We start from the raw sequence: 17,086 nt of genomic DNA, 5'->3' as shown, positions 1-17,086 counted from the left end.
GCGCCAGGCCCTGGAGAAGGCCGCCGCCGGCCGCGAGGCGCAGCTGGAGAAGCGCCTGGAACGCCTGGAAGGCCAGCTTCAGGAGGCCCATGGCCGGCTGGCCGAGGAGGAGAAACGGCATCGCGAGACCGACTGGGCCCGTCGCCAGGCGGTGGCCCAGGCCGATACCCGCGAGCACGAGCGCAGCCTGCTGCAGGCGCGGGTCGACGAGCAGAAGCGCCACCTGGAGGAGCAAGCCGGCCGGGTACGCCGACTGGAGGAGCAGCTGCATCGCTGCCTGTGGCAGGTGCCGGGGGTTGGCGATCCGGAGGGGGCGTTGGCACCGGAGGCGGAAGGCGGCGAGGAAGAGAAGGCGGACAAGGCGACAGAAGCGGCAGCCGACGCATCCCCCGATGACACCCGCTGACCATCGTTCCACGCCACAACGAGAAGGGCCCCGCCGGTTGGCGGGGCCCTTCTCGTCAGGCTGCCGGCGCGCAGGCCGACGGCTCGCGCCTAGCGGTAGTAGGCGTTGGTGGTGTCGGTGTGGTCGGTGACGTCGCGGATGCCGCCGAGCTCCGGGATACGCTCCATCAGGGTGCGCTCGACGCCCTCCTTGAGGGTGAGGTCCACTGCCGCGCAGCCCTGGCAGCCGCCGCCGAAGGCCAGCACCGCGACGTTCTCGCCGGTCAGCTCGATCAGCTTGATCTCGCCGCCGTGGGCCGCGAGCCCCGGGTTGATCTCGCTGTAGAGGATGTAGTTGACGCGATCCTCCAGGGGGCTGTCGGCGTTGACCTTGGGCATCTTGGCATTGGGCGCCTTGATGGTCAGCTGGCCACCCATGCGGTCGGCATTGAAGTCCACCACCGCCTCTTCCAGGAACGGCAGGCTGTTCTTGTCGAGGAAGACGTTGAGCTTGGCAAGCTCCAGCTTCTCGTCGGTGGGCTCCTCCTCGCCGGGACGGCAGTAGGCGAGGCAGGTCTCGGCGTAGGGGGTGCCGGGCTGGGTGATGAAGATGCGCACCGCGATCCCCTCGACGTTCTGCTTCTCGAGCAGCTCGGCGAGGTAATCCTGGGCGCTGTCGGTGATCTGGATCGGTTCGCTCATGTCAGGTCTCGCTGTCGGTCCGCGGCAGCGGCGGGGTCGCCACGTACCGGAGAAGTGATGGTGCCAATGGTAAGGCAGGCGGCGCGACGAGACAATCCCGAGTGAATTGCTGGGTTTTTATCCCGTCGCCTGCCCCTGCCCCCGCGGCTTTGGTAAGATGGCGGGCTTGACCCTGGCCGCCTCGCAGAAGACGCACGAACGTCCTCGCGGCCCCGGCCCACCAACACGCTGGAGATCGACTCGACCCATGGCCGTTGTTCCCACCGCCCAGACCGCACGCCTGACCCAATGCCTCGAGGAGCGCATCCTGATGCTCGACGGTGGCATGGGCACCATGCTCCAGAACGCCGACCTCTCCGAGGAGGAGTTCCGCGGCGAGCGCTTTGCCGACTGGGCCACCGACCTCAAGGGCAACAACGACCTGCTCGCCCTCACCTGCCCCGACCTGGTGGCGCGGATCCACCGCGAGTACCTCGAGGCCGGCGCCGACATCGTCGAGACCAATACCTTCAACAGCACCCGCCTCTCCCAGGCCGACTACGGCATGGAGGCGCTGGTGCCGGAGCTCAACCGCGAGGCGGCGCGCCTGGCCCGGCGTGTCTGCGACGCGGTGGCCGAGGAGACCGGCGTGCCGCGCTACGTGGCCGGGGTGCTCGGCCCCACCTCACGCACCGCCTCGCTCTCCCCGGACGTCAACGACCCCGCCAAGCGCAACGTCACCTTCGACGCGCTGCGCGAGAACTACTACGAGGCGGCCGAGGCGCTGATCGAGGGTGGCGCCGATCTGATCATGATCGAGACGATCTTCGACACCCTGAATGCCAAGGCGGCGATCTACGCCCTGGAGGAGCTCTTCGAGGCGCGCGGCGAACGCCACCCGGTGATGATCTCCGGCACCATCACCGACGCCTCGGGGCGCACCCTCTCCGGACAGACCACCGAGGCCTTCTGGAACTCGGTGCGCCACGCCCGGCCCCTTTCGGTGGGCCTCAACTGTGCCTTGGGTGCCGCCGAGCTGCGCCCCCACATCGAGGAACTCTCCACCAAGGCGGAGACCTTCGTCTCGGCCCACCCCAACGCCGGCCTGCCCAACGAGTTCGGCGAGTACGACCAGACTCCGGAGGAGATGGCGGCCATCGTCGCCGAGTTCGCCGAGAGCGGCCTGGTCAATATCATCGGCGGCTGCTGCGGCTCCACCCCTGAGCATATCGCCGCGATCCACCGTGCCATCCAGGGGCTGGCCCCGCGCCGGGTGCCCGAGGTGCCGCTGGCCTGTCGCCTGTCGGGCCTCGAGCCCTTCAACATCGCCCCCGACTCGCTGTTCGTGAACGTCGGCGAACGCACCAACGTCACCGGCTCGGCGCGCTTCAAGCGGCTGATCAAAGAGGAGGACTACACCACCGCCCTGGAGGTGGCCCTCGAGCAGGTGGAGAACGGCGCCCAGATCATCGACATCAACATGGACGAGGGGATGCTGGAGTCCCAGGAGGCGATGGTGCGCTTCCTGAACCTGATCGCCGGCGAGCCTGACATCGCCCGGGTGCCGATCATGATCGACTCCTCCAAGTGGGAGATCATCGAGGCGGGCCTGAAGTGCGTGCAGGGTAAGGCGGTGGTCAACTCCATCTCCATGAAGGAGGGCGAAGAGGCCTTCCGCGAGCAGGCCACCATCTGTCGCCGCCATGGCGCCGCGGTGGTGGTGATGGCCTTCGACGAGGCGGGTCAGGCGGACACCTTCGCGCGCAAGACCGAGATCTGCCAGCGCGCCTATCGCCTGCTGGTGGAGGAGATCGGCTTCCCGCCGGAAGACATCATCTTCGACCCCAACATCTTCGCCATCGCCACCGGCATCGAGGAGCACGACAACTACGCCGTGGACTTCATCGAGGCCACCCGCTGGATCCGCGAGCACCTGCCCCACGCCATGGTCTCCGGCGGCGTCTCCAACGTCTCCTTCTCCTTCCGCGGCAACAACCCGGTGCGCGAGGCGATCCACTCGGTGTTCCTCTATCACGCCATCCGCGCCGGGCTGACCATGGGCATCGTCAACGCCGGCCAGCTGGCGGTCTATGACGACCTCCCCGAGGAGCTGCGCGAGGCGGTGGAGGACGTGGTGCTCAACCGCCGCGCCGACAGCACCGAGCGCCTGGTAGACCTCGCCGAGAAGTACAAGGGCGACGGCGGCGGGGCGGCCCGGAAGGAGGACCTCGAGTGGCGCTCCTGGGAGGTGGAGAAGCGCATCGAGCATGCCCTGGTCAAGGGGATCACCGCCTACATCGAGGAAGACACCGAGCTGGCCAGGCAACGTGCCGAGCGCCCGATCGAGGTGATCGAGGGGCCGCTGATGGACGGCATGAACGTGGTCGGCGACCTGTTCGGCGCCGGCAAGATGTTCCTGCCCCAGGTGGTCAAGTCGGCGCGGGTGATGAAGCAGGCGGTGGCCTACCTGATCCCCTACATCGAGGCGGAGAAGAGCGCCGACACCCAGGCCAAGGGCAGGATCGTCATGGCCACGGTCAAGGGCGACGTTCACGACATCGGCAAGAACATCGTCGGCGTGGTCCTGCAGTGCAACAACTACGAGGTGATCGACCTGGGCGTGATGGTGCCGGCGGAGAAGATCCTGCAGACCGCCCGCGACGAGAACGCCGACATCATCGGCCTCTCAGGCTTGATCACCCCGTCGCTGGACGAGATGGTCCATGTGGCCAAGGAGATGCAGCGCCAGGGCTTCACCCTACCGCTGCTGATCGGCGGGGCCACCACCTCCAAGGCGCATACCGCGGTCAAGGTGGAGCCCCAGTACGAGCAGCCGGTGATCTACGTGGCCGACGCCTCCCGCGCCGTGGGGGTGGCGGGCAAGCTGCTATCGCCGACCCTCAAGCCGGCCTATGTCGAGGAGATCCGCGCCGAGTATGACAGGGTGCGCGAGCGTAACGCCAAGCGCCGCCCCAAGGCCGCCGACCTCAGCTACGCCCAGGCGCGGGAGCGCAAGTGCCGGCTGGACTGGGCCGGCTACACGCCGCCGCGGCCGGCCATGACCGGCACCCTGACCTTCGACGACTACGACCTCGCGGAGCTGGTCGAGCGCATCGACTGGACGCCCTTCTTCATGAGCTGGCAGCTGGCCGGCAAGTACCCGAAGATCCTCGACGACGACAAGGTGGGCGAGGCGGCCCGCAGTCTGTTCCGCGACGCCCAGGCGATGCTCGCCAGGCTGATCGACGAGAGGCGCGTGCAGGCGCGCGGGGTGATCGGCATCTGGCCCGCCAACAGCGTCGATGACGACGTCATCGAGGTGTATGCAGACGAGTCCCGCGAGACGGTGATCGAGCGGTTGCACCATATCCGCCAGCAGACCACCAAGAACCGCGACGGGGTTTGCTACAGCCTGGCCGACTTCGTGGCGCCCAGGGAGAGCGGCAAGCCGGACTGGATCGGCGGCTTCGCGGTGACCACCGGCCATGGCGTGGAGGAGCTCGCCGAGGCCTACAAGGCCGCCGGCGACGACTACAACGCCATCCTGGTGCAGTCGCTCACCGACCGCCTGGCCGAGGCTTTCGCCGAGCGGCTGCATGAGCGGGTGCGCAAGGAGTTCTGGGGCTATGTCCCCGAGGAGACGCTGGACAACGAGGCGCTGATCGCCGAGAAGTACCAGGGCATCCGCCCGGCGCCGGGCTACCCCGCCTGTCCCGACCATACCGAGAAGCCCACCCTCTTCCGACTGCTCGAGGCCACCGAGGCCGCCGGCATCACCCTTACCGAGAACTTCGCCATGTGGCCGGCGGCCGCGGTGGCGGGCTGGTACTTCTCGCACCCGCAGTCGAAGTACTTCGCCACCGGCAAGATCACCCGCGACCAGGTCGAGTCGCTGGCCGAGCGCAAGGGCATGAGCCTCGCGGAGATGGAGCGCTGGCTGGCGCCGGTGCTCTCCTACGACCCCGCCTGACCCGCGGCGGGCCGTCTCGGCGGCCCGCCCTCTTCCCCTGTCGCGGATCGCCATGCTGCCCCCATCGTCACGCCGTCGCACCATCCTGCGTCTCGCCCTGCCGATCATCGCCGGCATGCTCTCCCAGAGCCTGATCAACCTGATCGATGCCGCCATGGTGGGCAGCCTGGGCGAGGTGCCCCTGGCCGGGGTCGGCATCGGCGGCTACCTGATGTTCCTGGTCACCGCCCTGCTGTTTGGGCTCTCCTCGGGGGTGCAGGCCCAGACCGCCCGACGCCACGGGGAGGCGGCCTGGGCGCGGCGCGCCGTGCCCCTCAACGCGGGGCTGGTGATCGCCGCGCTGCTCGCCCTGCCGATCACCCTGCTCTGCCTGTGGCAGGCCCCAGGCCTGGTGGCGCTGATCAACCAGGACCCCGCGGTCACCGCCGAGGCCGTCACCTACTTCCGCTGGCGGGTGCTCTCGTTGGTGGCGGTGGCGATGATCTTCTGCTTCCGTGGCTACTGGAACGGCATCCAGCAGACCGGCCTCTACCTGCGTATCATCCTGGCAATGCACGCCGTCAATGTGGCGGCGAGCCTGGTGCTGATCTTCGGCTACCTGGGGCTCCCCGCCATGGGCGCGGCCGGTGCCGGGGCCGGCACCACCCTGTCGCTCTTCGCGGGACTGGCCCTCTGGGCCGCCGCCAGCCTGCGCCACGCTCGCCCCAGCGGTTTCCTGGCCGGGGTTCCACGCCGCCTCACCTTCCTGACCACCCTGCGCCTGGCCGCCCCCCACTCCTTCCAGCAGCTGTGGTTCGCCGGCGGCTACGCGGTGCTGTTCTGGATCCTCGGCCAGGTGGGCACCGCCAGCGTGGCGGCGGGCCACGTGCTGGTGAACCTCTCGCTGCTGCTGATCCTGCCCGGGGTGGGGCTCGGCATGGCGGCGATGAGCCTGGTGGGCGAGGCCCTGGGCCGCGAGGCCCATGGCGATGCCCACCGCTGGGGCTGGGAGGTGGTCCACCTGGCCTGGTTGTGCCTGGCGGTGATCGCCCTGCCCATGGCGCTCTTCCCCGATGCCGTGCTGGGGCTCTTCCTGCATGATGCCGCCCTGGTGGAGCTGGCACGGCTGCCGCTGCGTCTCACCGCGCTAATGATCGTGCTCGATGCCGCCGCCCTGGTGCTGGCCCAGGCGCTGCTGGGCGCCGGCGCCAACCGCACCGTGATGACCGCGACCCTCTCGCTGCAGTGGCTGCTGTTCCTGCCGCTGGCGTGGTGGGTCGGGGTCTGGCTCGACCAGGGGCTGGTGGGCATCTGGTGGGTGCAGCTGGGCTATCGCGCCCTCAACTCGCTGTGGTTCGCGGCGATCTGGCAGCGCCGGCGCTGGCAGCAGGTGATCGTGTAATTACTTTTCGTATAAAAACTATGAATATTTATTCTTTTAAATAATATCGCTCAAGGCATAAGGTACTGGGCCAGGATCCGCCCTTTCACTGCATCAGGATGGCCGAATGTATCGCTACGACGCCCATGACCAGACCCTCGTCAACGAACGCGTGGAACAGTTCCGCGACCAGATGGCGCGCTACCTGGCCGGTCGCCTGAGCGAGGAGGAGTTCCTGCCGCTGCGGGTACAGAACGGCCTCTATGTGCAGCGCTACGCCCCCATGCTGCGCATCGCCATCCCCTACGGCATGCTGGCCGCTTACCAGCTGCGCAAGCTGGGCGACCTGGCGCGGGACTACGACCGTGGCTACGGCCACTTCACCACCCGCACCAATCTGCAGCTCAACTGGCCGAAGCTCGAGACGGTGCCGGACATGCTGGCGGAGCTTGCCAGCGTGCAGATGCACGCCATCCAGACCAGCGGCAACGACATCCGCAACACCACCACCGACCAGTTCGCCGGCGTCGCCGAGGACGAGGAGGTCGACCCGCGCCCCTGGTGCGAGCTGATCCGCCAGTGGTCCACCTTCCACCCCGAGTTCGCCTACCTGCCGCGCAAGTTCAAGATCGCGGTGACCGGCGCCGAGGAGGATCGTGCCGCCATCCAGGTGCACGACGTGGGCCTGCGCCTGTGGCGCGACACCGACGGCGAGGTGCGGGTCAAGGTGCTGGCCGGCGGCGGCCTGGGTCGCACGCCGATGATCGGCGAGGTGGTACGCGATGACCTGCCCTGGCAGCACCTGCTCACCTACCTCGAGGCGCTGGTGCGCGTCTACAACCAGTTCGGCCGCCGCGACAACAAGTTCAAGGCGCGCATCAAGATCCTGGTCAAGGCGCTGGGCATCGAGGAGTTCCGCCGCCGCGTCGACGAGGAGTGGGCCCACCTCAAGGAGGGGCCCCAGACCCTGACCCGCGAGAGCGTCGAGCGGGTGGCGGCCCACTTCGTCGACCCCGAGCGGCGCCCGGTGGCCGAGGAGGCCATCGCCCGCGTCGAGGCGCTGCGCGGCGAGAACCGTGCCTTCGGCCGCTTCATGACCAACAACGTCCAGGGCCATAAGGTGCCGGGCTACAAGGCGGTGACCCTGTCGCTCAAGCGCCGCGGCCATTCCCCCGGCGACGTCACCGCCGAGCAGATGCACCAGGTGGCCGACCTCGCCGAAGAGTTCAGCTTCGGCGAGCTGCGCGTCACCCACGAGCAGAACCTGGTGCTCTCCGACGTGCCCATGGATCGCCTGGAGGAGCTCTGGCAACGGCTGGAGGCGCTGGGCATGGCCAACCCCACGGTGGGTACCCTGGCCGACCTGATCTGCTGCCCGGGGGGCGACTACTGCGCCCTGGCCAACGCCAAGTCGATCCCGGTGGCCCAGGCGATCCAGGAGCGCTTCGAGGACCTCGACTTCCTCTACGACCTGGGCCCGCTGGACCTCAACATCTCGGGCTGCATGAACGCCTGTGGCCACCACCACGTCGGCCACATCGGCATCCTCGGCGTCGACAAGAAGGGCGAGGAGTGGTACCAGGTCTCGCTCGGCGGCGCCCAGGGCAACGCCGCTTCGCTGGGCAAGATCCTCGGCCCCTCCTTCAGCCGTGATGCCGTCCCCGACGTCATCGACACCCTGCTCAAGGTCTACGTCGGCGAGCGCCATGACGGCGAGACCTTCCTCGACACCTATCGTCGCATCGGCCTCAAGCCCTTCAAGGAGCGCGTCTATGCCTGATCAGCCCCTTCACGCCGTGACCACCGGCCCCTACCTCTTCCGCGGCGAACCCGCCGCGGATCACTGGACCCTGGTGCGCGAGGGCGAGCCGCCGGCCGACGTGGCCGCCATCGTGCCGCTGGCGCAGTGGCGAGAGAGCCCTGACGATGCCGCGCGCGCGCCCTGGCTTGCCGCCGACACCGAGCTGACGCCGGCACTGGCGGCGGAGCTTGCCGCCGCCCCGCTGATCGCCATCGACTTCCCGAAGTTCACCGATGGGCGCGGCTACAGCCTGGCGCGCCTGCTGCGGGAACGCCACGGCTACCGCGGCGAGATCCGCGCCGTGGGCGATGTGCTGGTGGACCAGCTCCACTTCATGACCCGCTGCGGCTTCGATGGCCTGGCGCTGCGCGAGGACCAGTGGCTGGAGGACGCCCTGCGCAACCTGCGGGTCTTCAGCCGCGCCTACCAGCCGGCGGTGGACCAGCCCGAGCCGCTGTTCCGCCTTCGCCAGCGTGAGCAGGCCAGGCGCCGCGACACAGCCCCCGCCTTCGCCTGAGAGCAATAACGACCTGTCGCCGGCGGAGGCCCGCAAGGGCGGTCTCGGCGACAGGGTCTACCCTGCGACACCTCACCCCCGCCGCTTCTGCTGGCGTTCTCGGTTGGCGGCCTTGGCCCGCTCGCTCTTGCGCAGCATCACCCAGGTGGCACCCAGGCCGCCGTCGGCGGGCTGCGCCGAGACATAGGCCTGCACCTCGGGGAACTCGCGCAGCCACTTGGCCAGGTAGGAGCGCAGCACGTTGGGCGCCCCGTCGATGGCCTGGCTGCGGCCATGCACGATCAGCACCGAGCGCAGGTCGTGGGCGTAGGCCTCGTGAATGAAGGGCGGCAGGCTGCGCCGGCACTCCTCCAGCGGGCGACGCAGCAGATGCAGTCGGGCCTGGGCGGCATAGCCGCCATGGCGCAGCCGATCCACCACGCCCTCCTGGATGCCGTCGCGGCGATACTCGAGCGGGTCGAAGGGCGGCACCAGGTCGACGAAGTCGTCGGAGAGGAAGCCGTGGCCCTCGAGCTCGGCCTCGGCGCTCTCGCGGCGGGCCAGCTGGGCCTCGCTGGGGGAACGCGCGCCCCGCCCGGTATCGGCGCGCCCCCGCCCCCGGGTCAGCGGCTGCACATCCACCATCAGCGCCTGGAAATCGAGGTCGTCGCGTGCCGACTGGTTCATGGCTCAACCCTCCGTCGTCATGGGGACTTCCATCCTAGCAGAGCGCCGAGGCGGACAGCGACGCCGACGCATGGCAGGATGGGCCCACCGCGACCGCGAGACGACCATGCGACCCCGACACCTGGTGATCAGCGCCCTGATCGGCGCCCCGCTGGCCCTGGCAGGCTGGCTGTGGCTGACCATGCTCAGCCCCTTCACCTACGAGCGCCCCGACCACCTGGCGCCCATCAACGACGGCCCCCACGAGGTCTTCGTCTACGGTACCCTGCGTGTCCCTCCCATCCGCTGGGTGGTGCTCGGGGAGCGGGTCGACACCCGGCCGGCGACCCTCTCCGGCTGGCGACGCACCGGGCTCGACCTCGAGCCGGCGCCCGGGGAGCGTGTCGAGGGCGAGGTGCTGACCGTCGATGCCGAGGCGCTGCGCCGGCTGGATCGCTACGAACGCCTGGGCATCCGCTACGAGCGGGTGCGCCTCCCCCTGGACGACGGCGGCGAGGCCTGGGTTTACCGCCGCCTGCCCGAGACGCAGGGCGCCGTGCTCTCGTCGTGAGCCGCCGGACGCGGCTTGCTACAATGCCACCCCCTCCCTCGACCAGGAGCATCGATGAGCGCTTCCCTGCCCTATGTGCTGATTCTCTACTACTCCCGCCACGGCGCCACCCGCGCCATGGCCGAGCGCCTGGCCGCCGGCGTCGAGTCGGTGCGCGGCGTCGAGGCGCGGCTGCGTACCGTGCCGCCGGTCTCGCCGACCTGCGAGGCGGTGGATCCCGAGATCCCCGATGAGGGTGCGATCTACGCCAGCCTCGACGACCTGCGTCACTGCGCCGGCCTGGCCATCGGCAGCCCGACCCGCTTCGGCAACATGGCCGCGCCCCTCAAGCACTTCCTCGACGGCACCAGCGAGCTGTGGCTGGGCGGCGCCTTGATCGACAGGCCTGCCACCGCCTTCACCTCCACCTCGAGCCTGCACGGCGGCCAGGAGGCCACCCTGCTCACCATGCTGGTGCCGCTGCTGCACCACGGCATGGTCTACGCCGGCCTCCCCTACAGCGAGACCGAACTGATGGCGACCACCGGCGGGGGCACGCCCTACGGAGCCAGCCACCTGGCCGGCAAGCGCAGCGACCGCCCGCTGGACGACGAGGAGCGCAGCCTGGCGCATGCCCAGGGCAGACGCCTGGCGCGTCTCGCCCTGGCCCTGGCCGCCATGCGCGAGAAGGGCGCATGAGGGCCTGGCTGGAACGACTCGAGAACCAGCGCGGCCTGGATCACCTGACCGCGAAGATGCGCCGGCTGGTGCTGGGCAGCTACGGGGTACTGCTGGCGCTGATGGTCTACCGCGGGCTGCAGATCGAGGGCGACAGCGGTCCGCTGATCCCTATCGTCGCCTTCGTGCTTCCCCTGGTGCTCTTCCTGCCCTCGCTGATCGGCAGGCGCCCCCGCGGCCACGCCTGGCTGGCCTTCGTCAGCCTGCTCTACTTCTCCCAGGGCGTGATGGTGGCGACCCTGCCCGGGCAGGGGCTGCGCGGCACTCTGGAGGCGCTGGTGTCGCTTTTCCTCTTCGCCGGCTGCACCGGTTATGCCCGCTTCCGTGCTCGCCAGCTGCGACAGATGACCGAGGGCAACTGACACGACGGGGTGCTAGGCTTAGGTTCGTCGGATGGGGGCTGATCAAGCCAACCATCGACACGCCGACGACAGACAGACGAAAGGAGTTCGTGATGACCGTGACCTTGCGCCCCCTGCTCGCCCTGGGGCTCTCCGCCGCCCTGGCCCTGCCCCTCGCCACCCAGGCCGCCGAGCCCGACGAGGCCATCGAGTACCGCCAGTCCGCGCTGCGGGTGCTGGCCTGGCAGCTCGGCCCCATGGGGGCCATGGCCCAGGGCGAGATCGACTATGACGCCGAGGTGTTCGCCACCAAGGCCGCCAACCTGGCCGCGGCCGCCCCACTGCCCTGGGAGGGGTTCATGGAGGGTACCCTGCGCGATGACGGCCACGGGGTGGAGACCGAGGCCCTGGCCAAGATCGGCGATGACTGGGAGGGTTTCCACGAGCGTCGCGACACCTTCATCGCGGAGGCCAACACCCTGGCGCAGATGGTCGACGACGGCGAGGAGTTCGCCGCCCTGCGCAAGCAGGTAGGCGCCGTTGCCAACAGCTGCAAGGGTTGCCACGACAACTACCGCGCCGAGTAAGCGACGGCGCCATCAGGCGAGACGGGGTGGCCACCGGCCACCCCGTCGTCGTCATGGCTGCCGCAACCGGGTCACGCCTGCCACAGCCACACCACGGGCAGCAGGCTGATCCCCGCGAGCACCAGGGCTAGCCACAGGCTCGCCACCCGCCGCTGCGCACCTTCCTCGGGCTCGTCCCAAGGGGCCTCCTCCAGTGCCTTGCGGCCGCTGAACATGGCACCGACCAGTCGCTCACCCTTGAGGCGGTGCACCACCAGGGCCAGCAGGTGGCCGGCCACCAGCACGAGGACCAGGTTGGCGTTGAGGTGGTGGATCGACTGGATCAGAGAGGCGGTGTCGTCATCCACCCAGCCGTTCAGCGGCGCGTTGAAGAAGATGTCGTCGCTCATGAACAGCCCGCTTACCGCCTGCACGCTCAGCGACAGCAGCATCACCAGCACCATGGCGCCGCCCAGCGGGTTATGCCCGGCATAGGCCGGCGGGCGGCCGCGCAGCATCGCACGAGCGTAGTCGAGCATGGTCCGCGGCGAGCGCAGGAAGCTGGCGAAGCGGGCATGGAAGCTGCCCGTAAGCCCCCACAGCCAGCGAAACAGCAGCAGGCCCAGCAGCAGGTAGCCGGCGCGGGCATGGATGTCGGTGGGGAAGACAAAGGGAGCCCCCTCGGTCTTCATGGTGTAGAAGGAGAGCGCCACCAGCCCGACCAGGGCCCAGTGGAAGAGCCGAACCGGAATATCCCACACGAGCAGTCGTTTCATCCTGCCTCCCTGCGCTAATCAGGTGATCATCGTGTCTATTGCTGCCAAGACGGTGAATCTGGCTTACCATGGCGGGCTCGGGGCGCCTCAATGCCCATCGACCCACAAGGAGTCTACCACCGTGTCATTGCCCCACGCCTGGAAGGAAGCCGGGCTGCTGACCCTCCCCGTGATGTTCGGTTATCTCCCCCTAGGGGCCGCCTACGGCATCCTCGCCATCGAGGTCGGCGTGCCGTGGTGGGCGGCGGTGCTGATGTCGCTGGTGATCTACGCCGGTGCCGGCCAGTTCCTGGCGGTGACGCTGCTGGCCGCCGGCGCCGGGCTGGTGGAGCTGGCCGTGGCCACCCTAATGCTCAACTCGCGCCACCTCTTCTACGGGCTGTCGCTGCTCAAGCGCTTCCAGGGCGCGGGATGGCGCAAGCCTTACCTGATCTTCGCCCTCACCGACGAGACCTACTCGCTGATCACCACCCTGCCCGCCGAACGCGCCGGCGACCAAGCCCTGGCCTTCCGGGTCACCCTGCTCAACCAGGGGTGGTGGGTGCTGGGCTCCCTCGCCGGGGTGCTGATCGGCACCACCCTGGACTTCAACAGCCAGGGGATCGAGTTCGCCCTGACGGCGCTGTTCATCGTGCTGACCCTCGAGCAGGCGCGACGCCTGCGCCAGGGGCTGCCCTTCATCATCGCGCTGGCCACCGGGCTCGGCGCCCTGCTGCTGCTGCCCGACCGCCATCTGCTGCTGGGGGCGATCGGGGCGGCGACCCTGGTGCTGCTGCTGCACTTCCGCCACACGCGGCGCCGGGAGGTAGGCGCATGAGCCCCCCATCGCTGCTGCTGTTCATCGCCGTCTGCGCCCTGGCCACCTTCGCCACCCGGGTGATCCCCTTCGTCGCCCTGGCCCGGCATGCCGACCATCCGCTGATCCTGCACCTGGGGCGCTACCTGCCCCCCGCGGTGATGATGATCCTGGTGATCTATGCCCTGCGCGACTTCCGCCCGCTGCTGGACGGCCGGCTCAATGCCGGGGCCGACGGCTGGCCGATGATCGTCGCCTCCCTGGTGGTGGTGATGCTTCACCTGTGGCGCCGCAACGCCCTGCTCTCGATCATCGCCGGCACCGGCGCCTACATGGCGATGGTGCAGCTCGGCTGGTTGGGCTGAGGCCCCGCGACACGGCCTAAGCTCAGCGTCAAAAAACCTGATGTTGATCATAAAGAGGTGTTGAGCTGCGGCGCCGGAGCGGCGACCATGCACAGTAATTTTCAGGAGAGCAATGGACGATGACACGCAAGATTGCCGATATTCGCCGTGACTACGAGGGCGGCCAGCTCGACGAGGCCCAGGTCACCGAGGATCCGATGCCGCTGTTCGAGGAGTGGCTGACCCTGGCGCTTGACAGCGAGGGGCTCGACGGCAACGCCATGACGCTGGCCACCGTCGACAGCCAGGGCCTGCCCCATGCGCGGGTGGTCCTGCTCAAGGGCGTCGACGAGCAGGGGTTCGTCTTCTACACCAACTACCACAGCCACAAGGGCAGCGAGCTGACCAACGCGCCGCATGCCGCCCTGGTGTTCTGGTGGCCCTCGCTGTCGCGCCAGGTACGCGTCGAGGGGCGTGTCGAGCAGGTCAGCGACAAGGAGTCGGACAGCTACTTCGCCAGTCGCCCGCGGGCCAGCCAGCTGGGCGCCTGGATCGCCACCCAGAGCGTGGTGATTCCCGACCGCACCTGGATCGAGGAGCGTCAGAGCCGCTTCGAGCAGGCCTACGAGGGCCAGGAGATCCCCCGTCCGGTGCACTGGGGCGGCTACCGGGTGCTGCCGGAGATGATCGAGTTCTGGCAGGGCCAGCCCAGCCGGCTCCACGACCGCATCCGCTACGAGCGCCGCGACGGCCACTGGCACCACTTCCGCCTGGCGCCCTGACCCCGCTCGGGTACCCATGTCACGACACAGGCCCCCGCCGCGGCGGGGGCCTGTGTCGTTTCGGTAGGAGTGCCGGCGCCCCGTCAGTCGGGCAGGCTCTCCAGGCGGTGGCGCTGCCACTCGCTCTCGGGCTCGTTGAGACGGAGCACCGCATCCACCACCTGCTCCTCCATGTTGTAACGCTGCTTGAAGCCCAGGCGCTTCATCAGCGCACGCATCGGGTGGTTGTCCACCATGATCTTGCCGATCATCTCCAGGGTGCCGATGCTGCGGCAGTAGTCGATCATCTTGTTCATCAGCAGGCTGCCGATCCCCAGCCCCTGGAGGTCGTCGCGGATGATGATCGAGAACTCGGTGCGGATGTTGTCGGGATCGTTCCAGACGCGCACCACCCCGAGCATCTCCTTGCCGCCGTCCTCCCGGAGGTGTTCGGCGATGAAGGCCATCTGACGGTCGTAGTTGATGTGGGAGAGCATCGAGAGGTCACGCTGGGTGAGGTCCGCCTTGTTGTGGAAGTAGCGGAAGCGGATGCTCTCCTCGGAGAGCTGCTCGTGGAAGCGGGTGATTAGCGGGGCATCCTCGGCGCGAATCGGACGCACCTCCACCTCCCAGCCGTTCTTCAGGGTGACCCACTCGCGCAGCTCCTCCGGGTAAGGCAGGATGGCGAAGCGCGCCGGCTGCCCCAGGTCCATGGCGAAGTCCACCGCCACCATCTCGTCGCGGTTGAGCAGCAGCGGGTTGATCTCCAGGCCGCGCAGCTCCACCAGGTCACTGGCCATCTGCGACAGCTTGACCAGCAACTGGCAGAGGCGGTCGATGTCGCGGTGGGGGTCGCCGGAGTGCTCGTGGATCAGCCGTGCCACGTGGGTGCGCTCCACCATGTCCTCGGCCAGGCGCATGTTGAGCGGCGGCAGCGCCACCTGGCGGTCGGCCAGGATATTGACCTTGTAGCCACCGATGCCGAACACCACCACCGGGCCGAACACCGGGTCGCGGGTGATGCCGGCACACACCTGCATCGAGTGCTTGCCCCGCTGCATCGGCTGCAGGCAGTACTCGCGCACCTCGAAGGCGGGGTACTTCTCCGCCACCTTGTCGCCGAGCAGGGTAACGCCCTCGGCCACCTGCTCAGGGGTGCGCAGGTCCTGCAGCAGGCCGGCGGAGAGGCGATGCGGGTGCTTGCGGTAGCGGAAGGGGCGACAGTTGCCTTCGTGGACCACCTTGAGGGCCATGGCGCCCTCGAAGGCCGCGGCGGCCTCGGCACCCTCCTCAGGCGTCGCCACGTAACGGCTGGGTGCCACGGCGATGCCATAGGCCTCGAGCACCCGCGCGGTCTCGGAGTGGGTCAGGGTCTCGCGCCCTTCCGCCTTGACCGTCTCGATCAGCTTGCGACAGCGGGCACGGATCTCCCGGGTGGTGGAGAACGGCAGGCTGGGCGGCGTCTCCTGGAGCAGCGCCTGGACCCGCTGGTAGTCCACCATGTGCATGAAGGCTTTGACCGCCTGCTCGGGGGAGACATAGGTGGGGATCCCGGCAAGGTTGCACTCGTGGCGCGCCGAGAAGGCCTCCTCCAGCCCCATGAAGCTGGTCAGCAGGTTGCGCCGGAAGCGCTTGCGGTTGGCCACCAGCGCCTGGGCGGTCACCTTGGAGGGGGCCAGCCGCGTCGGCGCATGCACCACCAGCACAGCATCCACCCCCGGGTCGGCGGCGACGATCTCCAGGGCGTCCACCAGCTTCTCCGGGGTGGCATTGCCGCCCAGGTCCACCGGATTCTCGCCGGGCTTGCTCATGTCGAAGTTGCCGCGGTTCAGGGCGTCGCGGGTCTCCTCGCTGAAGTCGGCCAGCTTGCCGCCGGCGTGGATCAGCTTGTCGATGGCCAGCATCGCCGGCCCCAGGCCGTTGGCGACGATCGCCAGGCGGTCGCCGCGCAGCGGCTTCATGCGCGACAGCGTCATCAGGGCGTCGAACAGTTCGTCGGAATCGTGGACCCGCACCACGCCGGCCCGCGAGAAGGCCGCGTCGAACACCTGGTCACGATTGGCGATGCCCGGGGTTGGCGGCAGGCCGGTGAGATCGGACTGCGGCGTGCGTCCGCTCTTGATCGCCAGCACCAGGCGGTTGCGTGAGGCGTCGCGCAGCGCGGTCATGAAGTGCTGGGCGTCCATCACCTTCTCCAGGTGAAGGAGGATCGCTTGGCTGGGGGAGTACTGGTTGATGTAGTCCAGCAGGTCGGGAAGCATCACGTCGACGCTGTCGCCCAGGGTGATCAGGTGCGAGAAGCCCTCCCCGCGCCCCGCCGCCCAGTCGATCATCGCCGTGCCCAGCATCCCCGACTGGCCGAGGTAGGCGACCTTGCCGCGCTTGATGGTCTGGTTGGCGTAGGAGGCGTTGAGCCGCCGCCCAGGCACGATCAGCCCCATGCACTCCGGGCCCAGCACGCGGATGCCGGAGGCCCGAGCGGCGTCCAGCATGCGGCTGCGGATGGAGGCCTTGCCGTCGCGTGCCTCGTCGAGATGCGAGCCGCCGGAGAGCACCAGGGCGGCGCGACAGCCGAAGCTGCCCAAGCGGGCGATGCGCCCCGGCACCGTGGCCACCGGCGAGCAGATCACCGCTAGGTCCGGCACCTCGGGCAGCTGGGAGACCCGGGAGAAGGCCGGCTGGCCGTGCACATTGTCGTAGCCCTTGGGATTCACCGCCCAGAGGGTGCCGGGGAACTCGCCCTCGAGCAGGTTGCGGATCACCAGCCCCCCTAGCGAGTCCGACTTTTCCGAGGCGCCGATCACGGCGATGGTGCGGGGTTCGAAGAAGTGACGCAGGAAGCGGGTGCTCAAGGCG

Annotated in this window: 16 protein-coding genes; 12 read left to right on the top strand and 4 right to left on the bottom strand. The window is 68.9% G+C overall.

The features are described from left to right. Positions 1 to 406 (top strand): hypothetical protein (locus Q673_RS36705; RefSeq protein ID WP_031217936.1); only part of this gene is annotated, 406 nt, incomplete at its 5' end. Between the two features lie 89 nt (positions 407 to 495). Here Q673_RS36705 and nfuA read toward each other — a convergent pair. Continuing rightward, positions 496 to 1,086, bottom strand: coding sequence for a Fe-S biogenesis protein NfuA (gene nfuA, locus Q673_RS25345; protein ID WP_023005481.1), 591 nt, complete (start codon positions 1,084 to 1,086; stop codon positions 496 to 498). A 247-nt stretch (positions 1,087 to 1,333) separates the two neighbouring features. Between nfuA and metH the strand changes: the two genes are divergently transcribed. The 4 genes from metH to Q673_RS25325 all read left to right on the top strand — a co-directional run bounded on the left by metH (position 1,334) and on the right by Q673_RS25325 (position 8,713). Then, entirely contained in the window at positions 1,334 to 5,035 is a 3,702-nt protein-coding gene (gene metH / locus Q673_RS25340) for a methionine synthase (protein ID WP_023005480.1), read from the top strand. A 52-nt stretch (positions 5,036 to 5,087) separates the two neighbouring features. Then, on the top strand, positions 5,088 to 6,416 hold the full coding sequence (locus Q673_RS25335; RefSeq protein WP_023005479.1) for an MATE family efflux transporter: 1,329 nt from the start codon (positions 5,088 to 5,090) through the stop codon (positions 6,414 to 6,416). 106 nt (positions 6,417 to 6,522) lie between these two features. Beyond that, positions 6,523 to 8,175 carry a nitrite/sulfite reductase gene (locus Q673_RS25330; RefSeq protein ID WP_023005478.1) on the top strand — a complete coding sequence of 551 codons (1,653 nt, stop codon included), beginning with the start codon at positions 6,523 to 6,525 and terminating at the stop codon, positions 8,173 to 8,175. Beyond that, positions 8,168 to 8,713: a DUF934 domain-containing protein gene (locus Q673_RS25325; RefSeq protein ID WP_023005477.1), complete on the top strand. Its 546-nt coding sequence runs from the start codon at positions 8,168 to 8,170 to the stop codon at positions 8,711 to 8,713. Before Q673_RS25330 ends, Q673_RS25325 begins: the two co-directional genes overlap by 8 nt. A gap of 72 nt (positions 8,714 to 8,785) precedes the next feature. Here the strand turns inward: Q673_RS25325 and smrA are convergent, their stop codons facing one another. Next, positions 8,786 to 9,379, bottom strand: coding sequence for a DNA endonuclease SmrA (gene smrA / locus Q673_RS25320; RefSeq protein WP_023005476.1), 594 nt, complete (start codon positions 9,377 to 9,379; stop codon positions 8,786 to 8,788). Between the two features lie 106 nt (positions 9,380 to 9,485). On the opposite strand from smrA, the gene Q673_RS25315 reads away from it, so the two are divergent. The 4 genes from Q673_RS25315 to Q673_RS25300 all read left to right on the top strand — a co-directional run bounded on the left by Q673_RS25315 (position 9,486) and on the right by Q673_RS25300 (position 11,574). Then, positions 9,486 to 9,929, top strand: a complete 444-nt coding sequence (locus Q673_RS25315; protein ID WP_023005475.1) for a gamma-glutamylcyclotransferase family protein — start codon at positions 9,486 to 9,488, stop codon at positions 9,927 to 9,929. 54 nt (positions 9,930 to 9,983) lie between these two features. After that, a complete protein-coding gene (gene wrbA / locus Q673_RS25310) occupies positions 9,984 to 10,607 on the top strand; it encodes an NAD(P)H:quinone oxidoreductase (protein ID WP_023005474.1) in 624 nt (207 codons plus the stop codon). Continuing rightward, on the top strand, positions 10,604 to 11,008 hold the full coding sequence (locus Q673_RS25305) for a DUF2069 domain-containing protein (protein ID WP_023005473.1): 405 nt from the start codon (positions 10,604 to 10,606) through the stop codon (positions 11,006 to 11,008). Before wrbA ends, Q673_RS25305 begins: the two co-directional genes overlap by 4 nt. A 92-nt stretch (positions 11,009 to 11,100) precedes the next feature. Continuing rightward, the gene (locus Q673_RS25300; protein ID WP_023005472.1) at positions 11,101 to 11,574 is read left to right on the top strand and encodes a c-type cytochrome; all 474 of its coding nucleotides are present in this window, start codon (positions 11,101 to 11,103) and stop codon (positions 11,572 to 11,574) included. Between the two features lie 71 nt (positions 11,575 to 11,645). On the opposite strand, the gene Q673_RS25295 is transcribed toward Q673_RS25300, so the two are convergent. Continuing rightward, positions 11,646 to 12,329, bottom strand: coding sequence for a cytochrome b/b6 domain-containing protein (locus tag Q673_RS25295; RefSeq protein WP_023005471.1), 684 nt, complete (start codon positions 12,327 to 12,329; stop codon positions 11,646 to 11,648). A gap of 121 nt (positions 12,330 to 12,450) precedes the next feature. Here Q673_RS25295 and Q673_RS25290 point away from each other — a divergent pair, with 121 nt between their 5' ends. The 3 genes from Q673_RS25290 (at position 12,451) to pdxH (ending at position 14,251) form a co-directional block, all read left to right on the top strand. After that, on the top strand, positions 12,451 to 13,146 hold the full coding sequence (locus tag Q673_RS25290; protein ID WP_235048496.1) for an AzlC family ABC transporter permease: 696 nt from the start codon (positions 12,451 to 12,453) through the stop codon (positions 13,144 to 13,146). After that, positions 13,143 to 13,490: a branched-chain amino acid transporter permease gene (locus Q673_RS25285; RefSeq protein ID WP_023005469.1), complete on the top strand. Its 348-nt coding sequence runs from the start codon at positions 13,143 to 13,145 to the stop codon at positions 13,488 to 13,490. Before Q673_RS25290 ends, Q673_RS25285 begins: the two co-directional genes overlap by 4 nt. A 119-nt stretch (positions 13,491 to 13,609) precedes the next feature. Continuing rightward, positions 13,610 to 14,251, top strand: a complete 642-nt coding sequence (gene pdxH, locus Q673_RS25280; RefSeq protein WP_023005468.1) for a pyridoxamine 5'-phosphate oxidase — start codon at positions 13,610 to 13,612, stop codon at positions 14,249 to 14,251. An 83-nt stretch (positions 14,252 to 14,334) separates the two neighbouring features. Here the strand turns inward: pdxH and Q673_RS25275 are convergent, their stop codons facing one another. Continuing rightward, complete coding sequence (locus tag Q673_RS25275; RefSeq protein ID WP_023005467.1) at positions 14,335 to 17,082, bottom strand: bifunctional acetate--CoA ligase family protein/GNAT family N-acetyltransferase; 2,748 nt, start codon at positions 17,080 to 17,082, stop codon at positions 14,335 to 14,337. Between the last annotated feature and the right edge of the window lie 4 nt (positions 17,083 to 17,086).

Source organism: Halomonas sp. PBN3 (assembly GCF_000475415.1).
GTDB lineage: Bacteria > Pseudomonadota > Gammaproteobacteria > Pseudomonadales > Halomonadaceae > Halomonas > Halomonas shengliensis.
This window is presented reverse-complemented; position numbering and strand designations above follow the sequence as displayed.

What these genes read in the sequence shown, in the direction of transcription:
- nfuA (WP_023005481.1), bottom strand. Translation starts at nt 1,086, where the DNA reads ATGAGCGAACCGATCCAGATCACCGACAGCGCCCAGGATTACCTCGCC.
- metH (WP_023005480.1), top strand. Translation starts at nt 1,334, where the DNA reads ATGGCCGTTGTTCCCACCGCCCAGACCGCACGCCTGACCCAATGCCTC.
- Q673_RS25335 (WP_023005479.1), top strand. Translation starts at nt 5,088, where the DNA reads ATGCTGCCCCCATCGTCACGCCGTCGCACCATCCTGCGTCTCGCCCTG.
- Q673_RS25330 (WP_023005478.1), top strand. Translation starts at nt 6,523, where the DNA reads ATGTATCGCTACGACGCCCATGACCAGACCCTCGTCAACGAACGCGTG.
- Q673_RS25325 (WP_023005477.1), top strand. Translation starts at nt 8,168, where the DNA reads ATGCCTGATCAGCCCCTTCACGCCGTGACCACCGGCCCCTACCTCTTC.
- smrA (WP_023005476.1), bottom strand. Translation starts at nt 9,379, where the DNA reads ATGAACCAGTCGGCACGCGACGACCTCGATTTCCAGGCGCTGATGGTG.
- Q673_RS25315 (WP_023005475.1), top strand. Translation starts at nt 9,486, where the DNA reads ATGCGACCCCGACACCTGGTGATCAGCGCCCTGATCGGCGCCCCGCTG.
- wrbA (WP_023005474.1), top strand. Translation starts at nt 9,984, where the DNA reads ATGAGCGCTTCCCTGCCCTATGTGCTGATTCTCTACTACTCCCGCCAC.
- Q673_RS25305 (WP_023005473.1), top strand. Translation starts at nt 10,604, where the DNA reads ATGAGGGCCTGGCTGGAACGACTCGAGAACCAGCGCGGCCTGGATCAC.
- Q673_RS25300 (WP_023005472.1), top strand. Translation starts at nt 11,101, where the DNA reads ATGACCGTGACCTTGCGCCCCCTGCTCGCCCTGGGGCTCTCCGCCGCC.
- Q673_RS25295 (WP_023005471.1), bottom strand. Translation starts at nt 12,329, where the DNA reads ATGAAACGACTGCTCGTGTGGGATATTCCGGTTCGGCTCTTCCACTGG.
- Q673_RS25285 (WP_023005469.1), top strand. Translation starts at nt 13,143, where the DNA reads ATGAGCCCCCCATCGCTGCTGCTGTTCATCGCCGTCTGCGCCCTGGCC.
- pdxH (WP_023005468.1), top strand. Translation starts at nt 13,610, where the DNA reads ATGACACGCAAGATTGCCGATATTCGCCGTGACTACGAGGGCGGCCAG.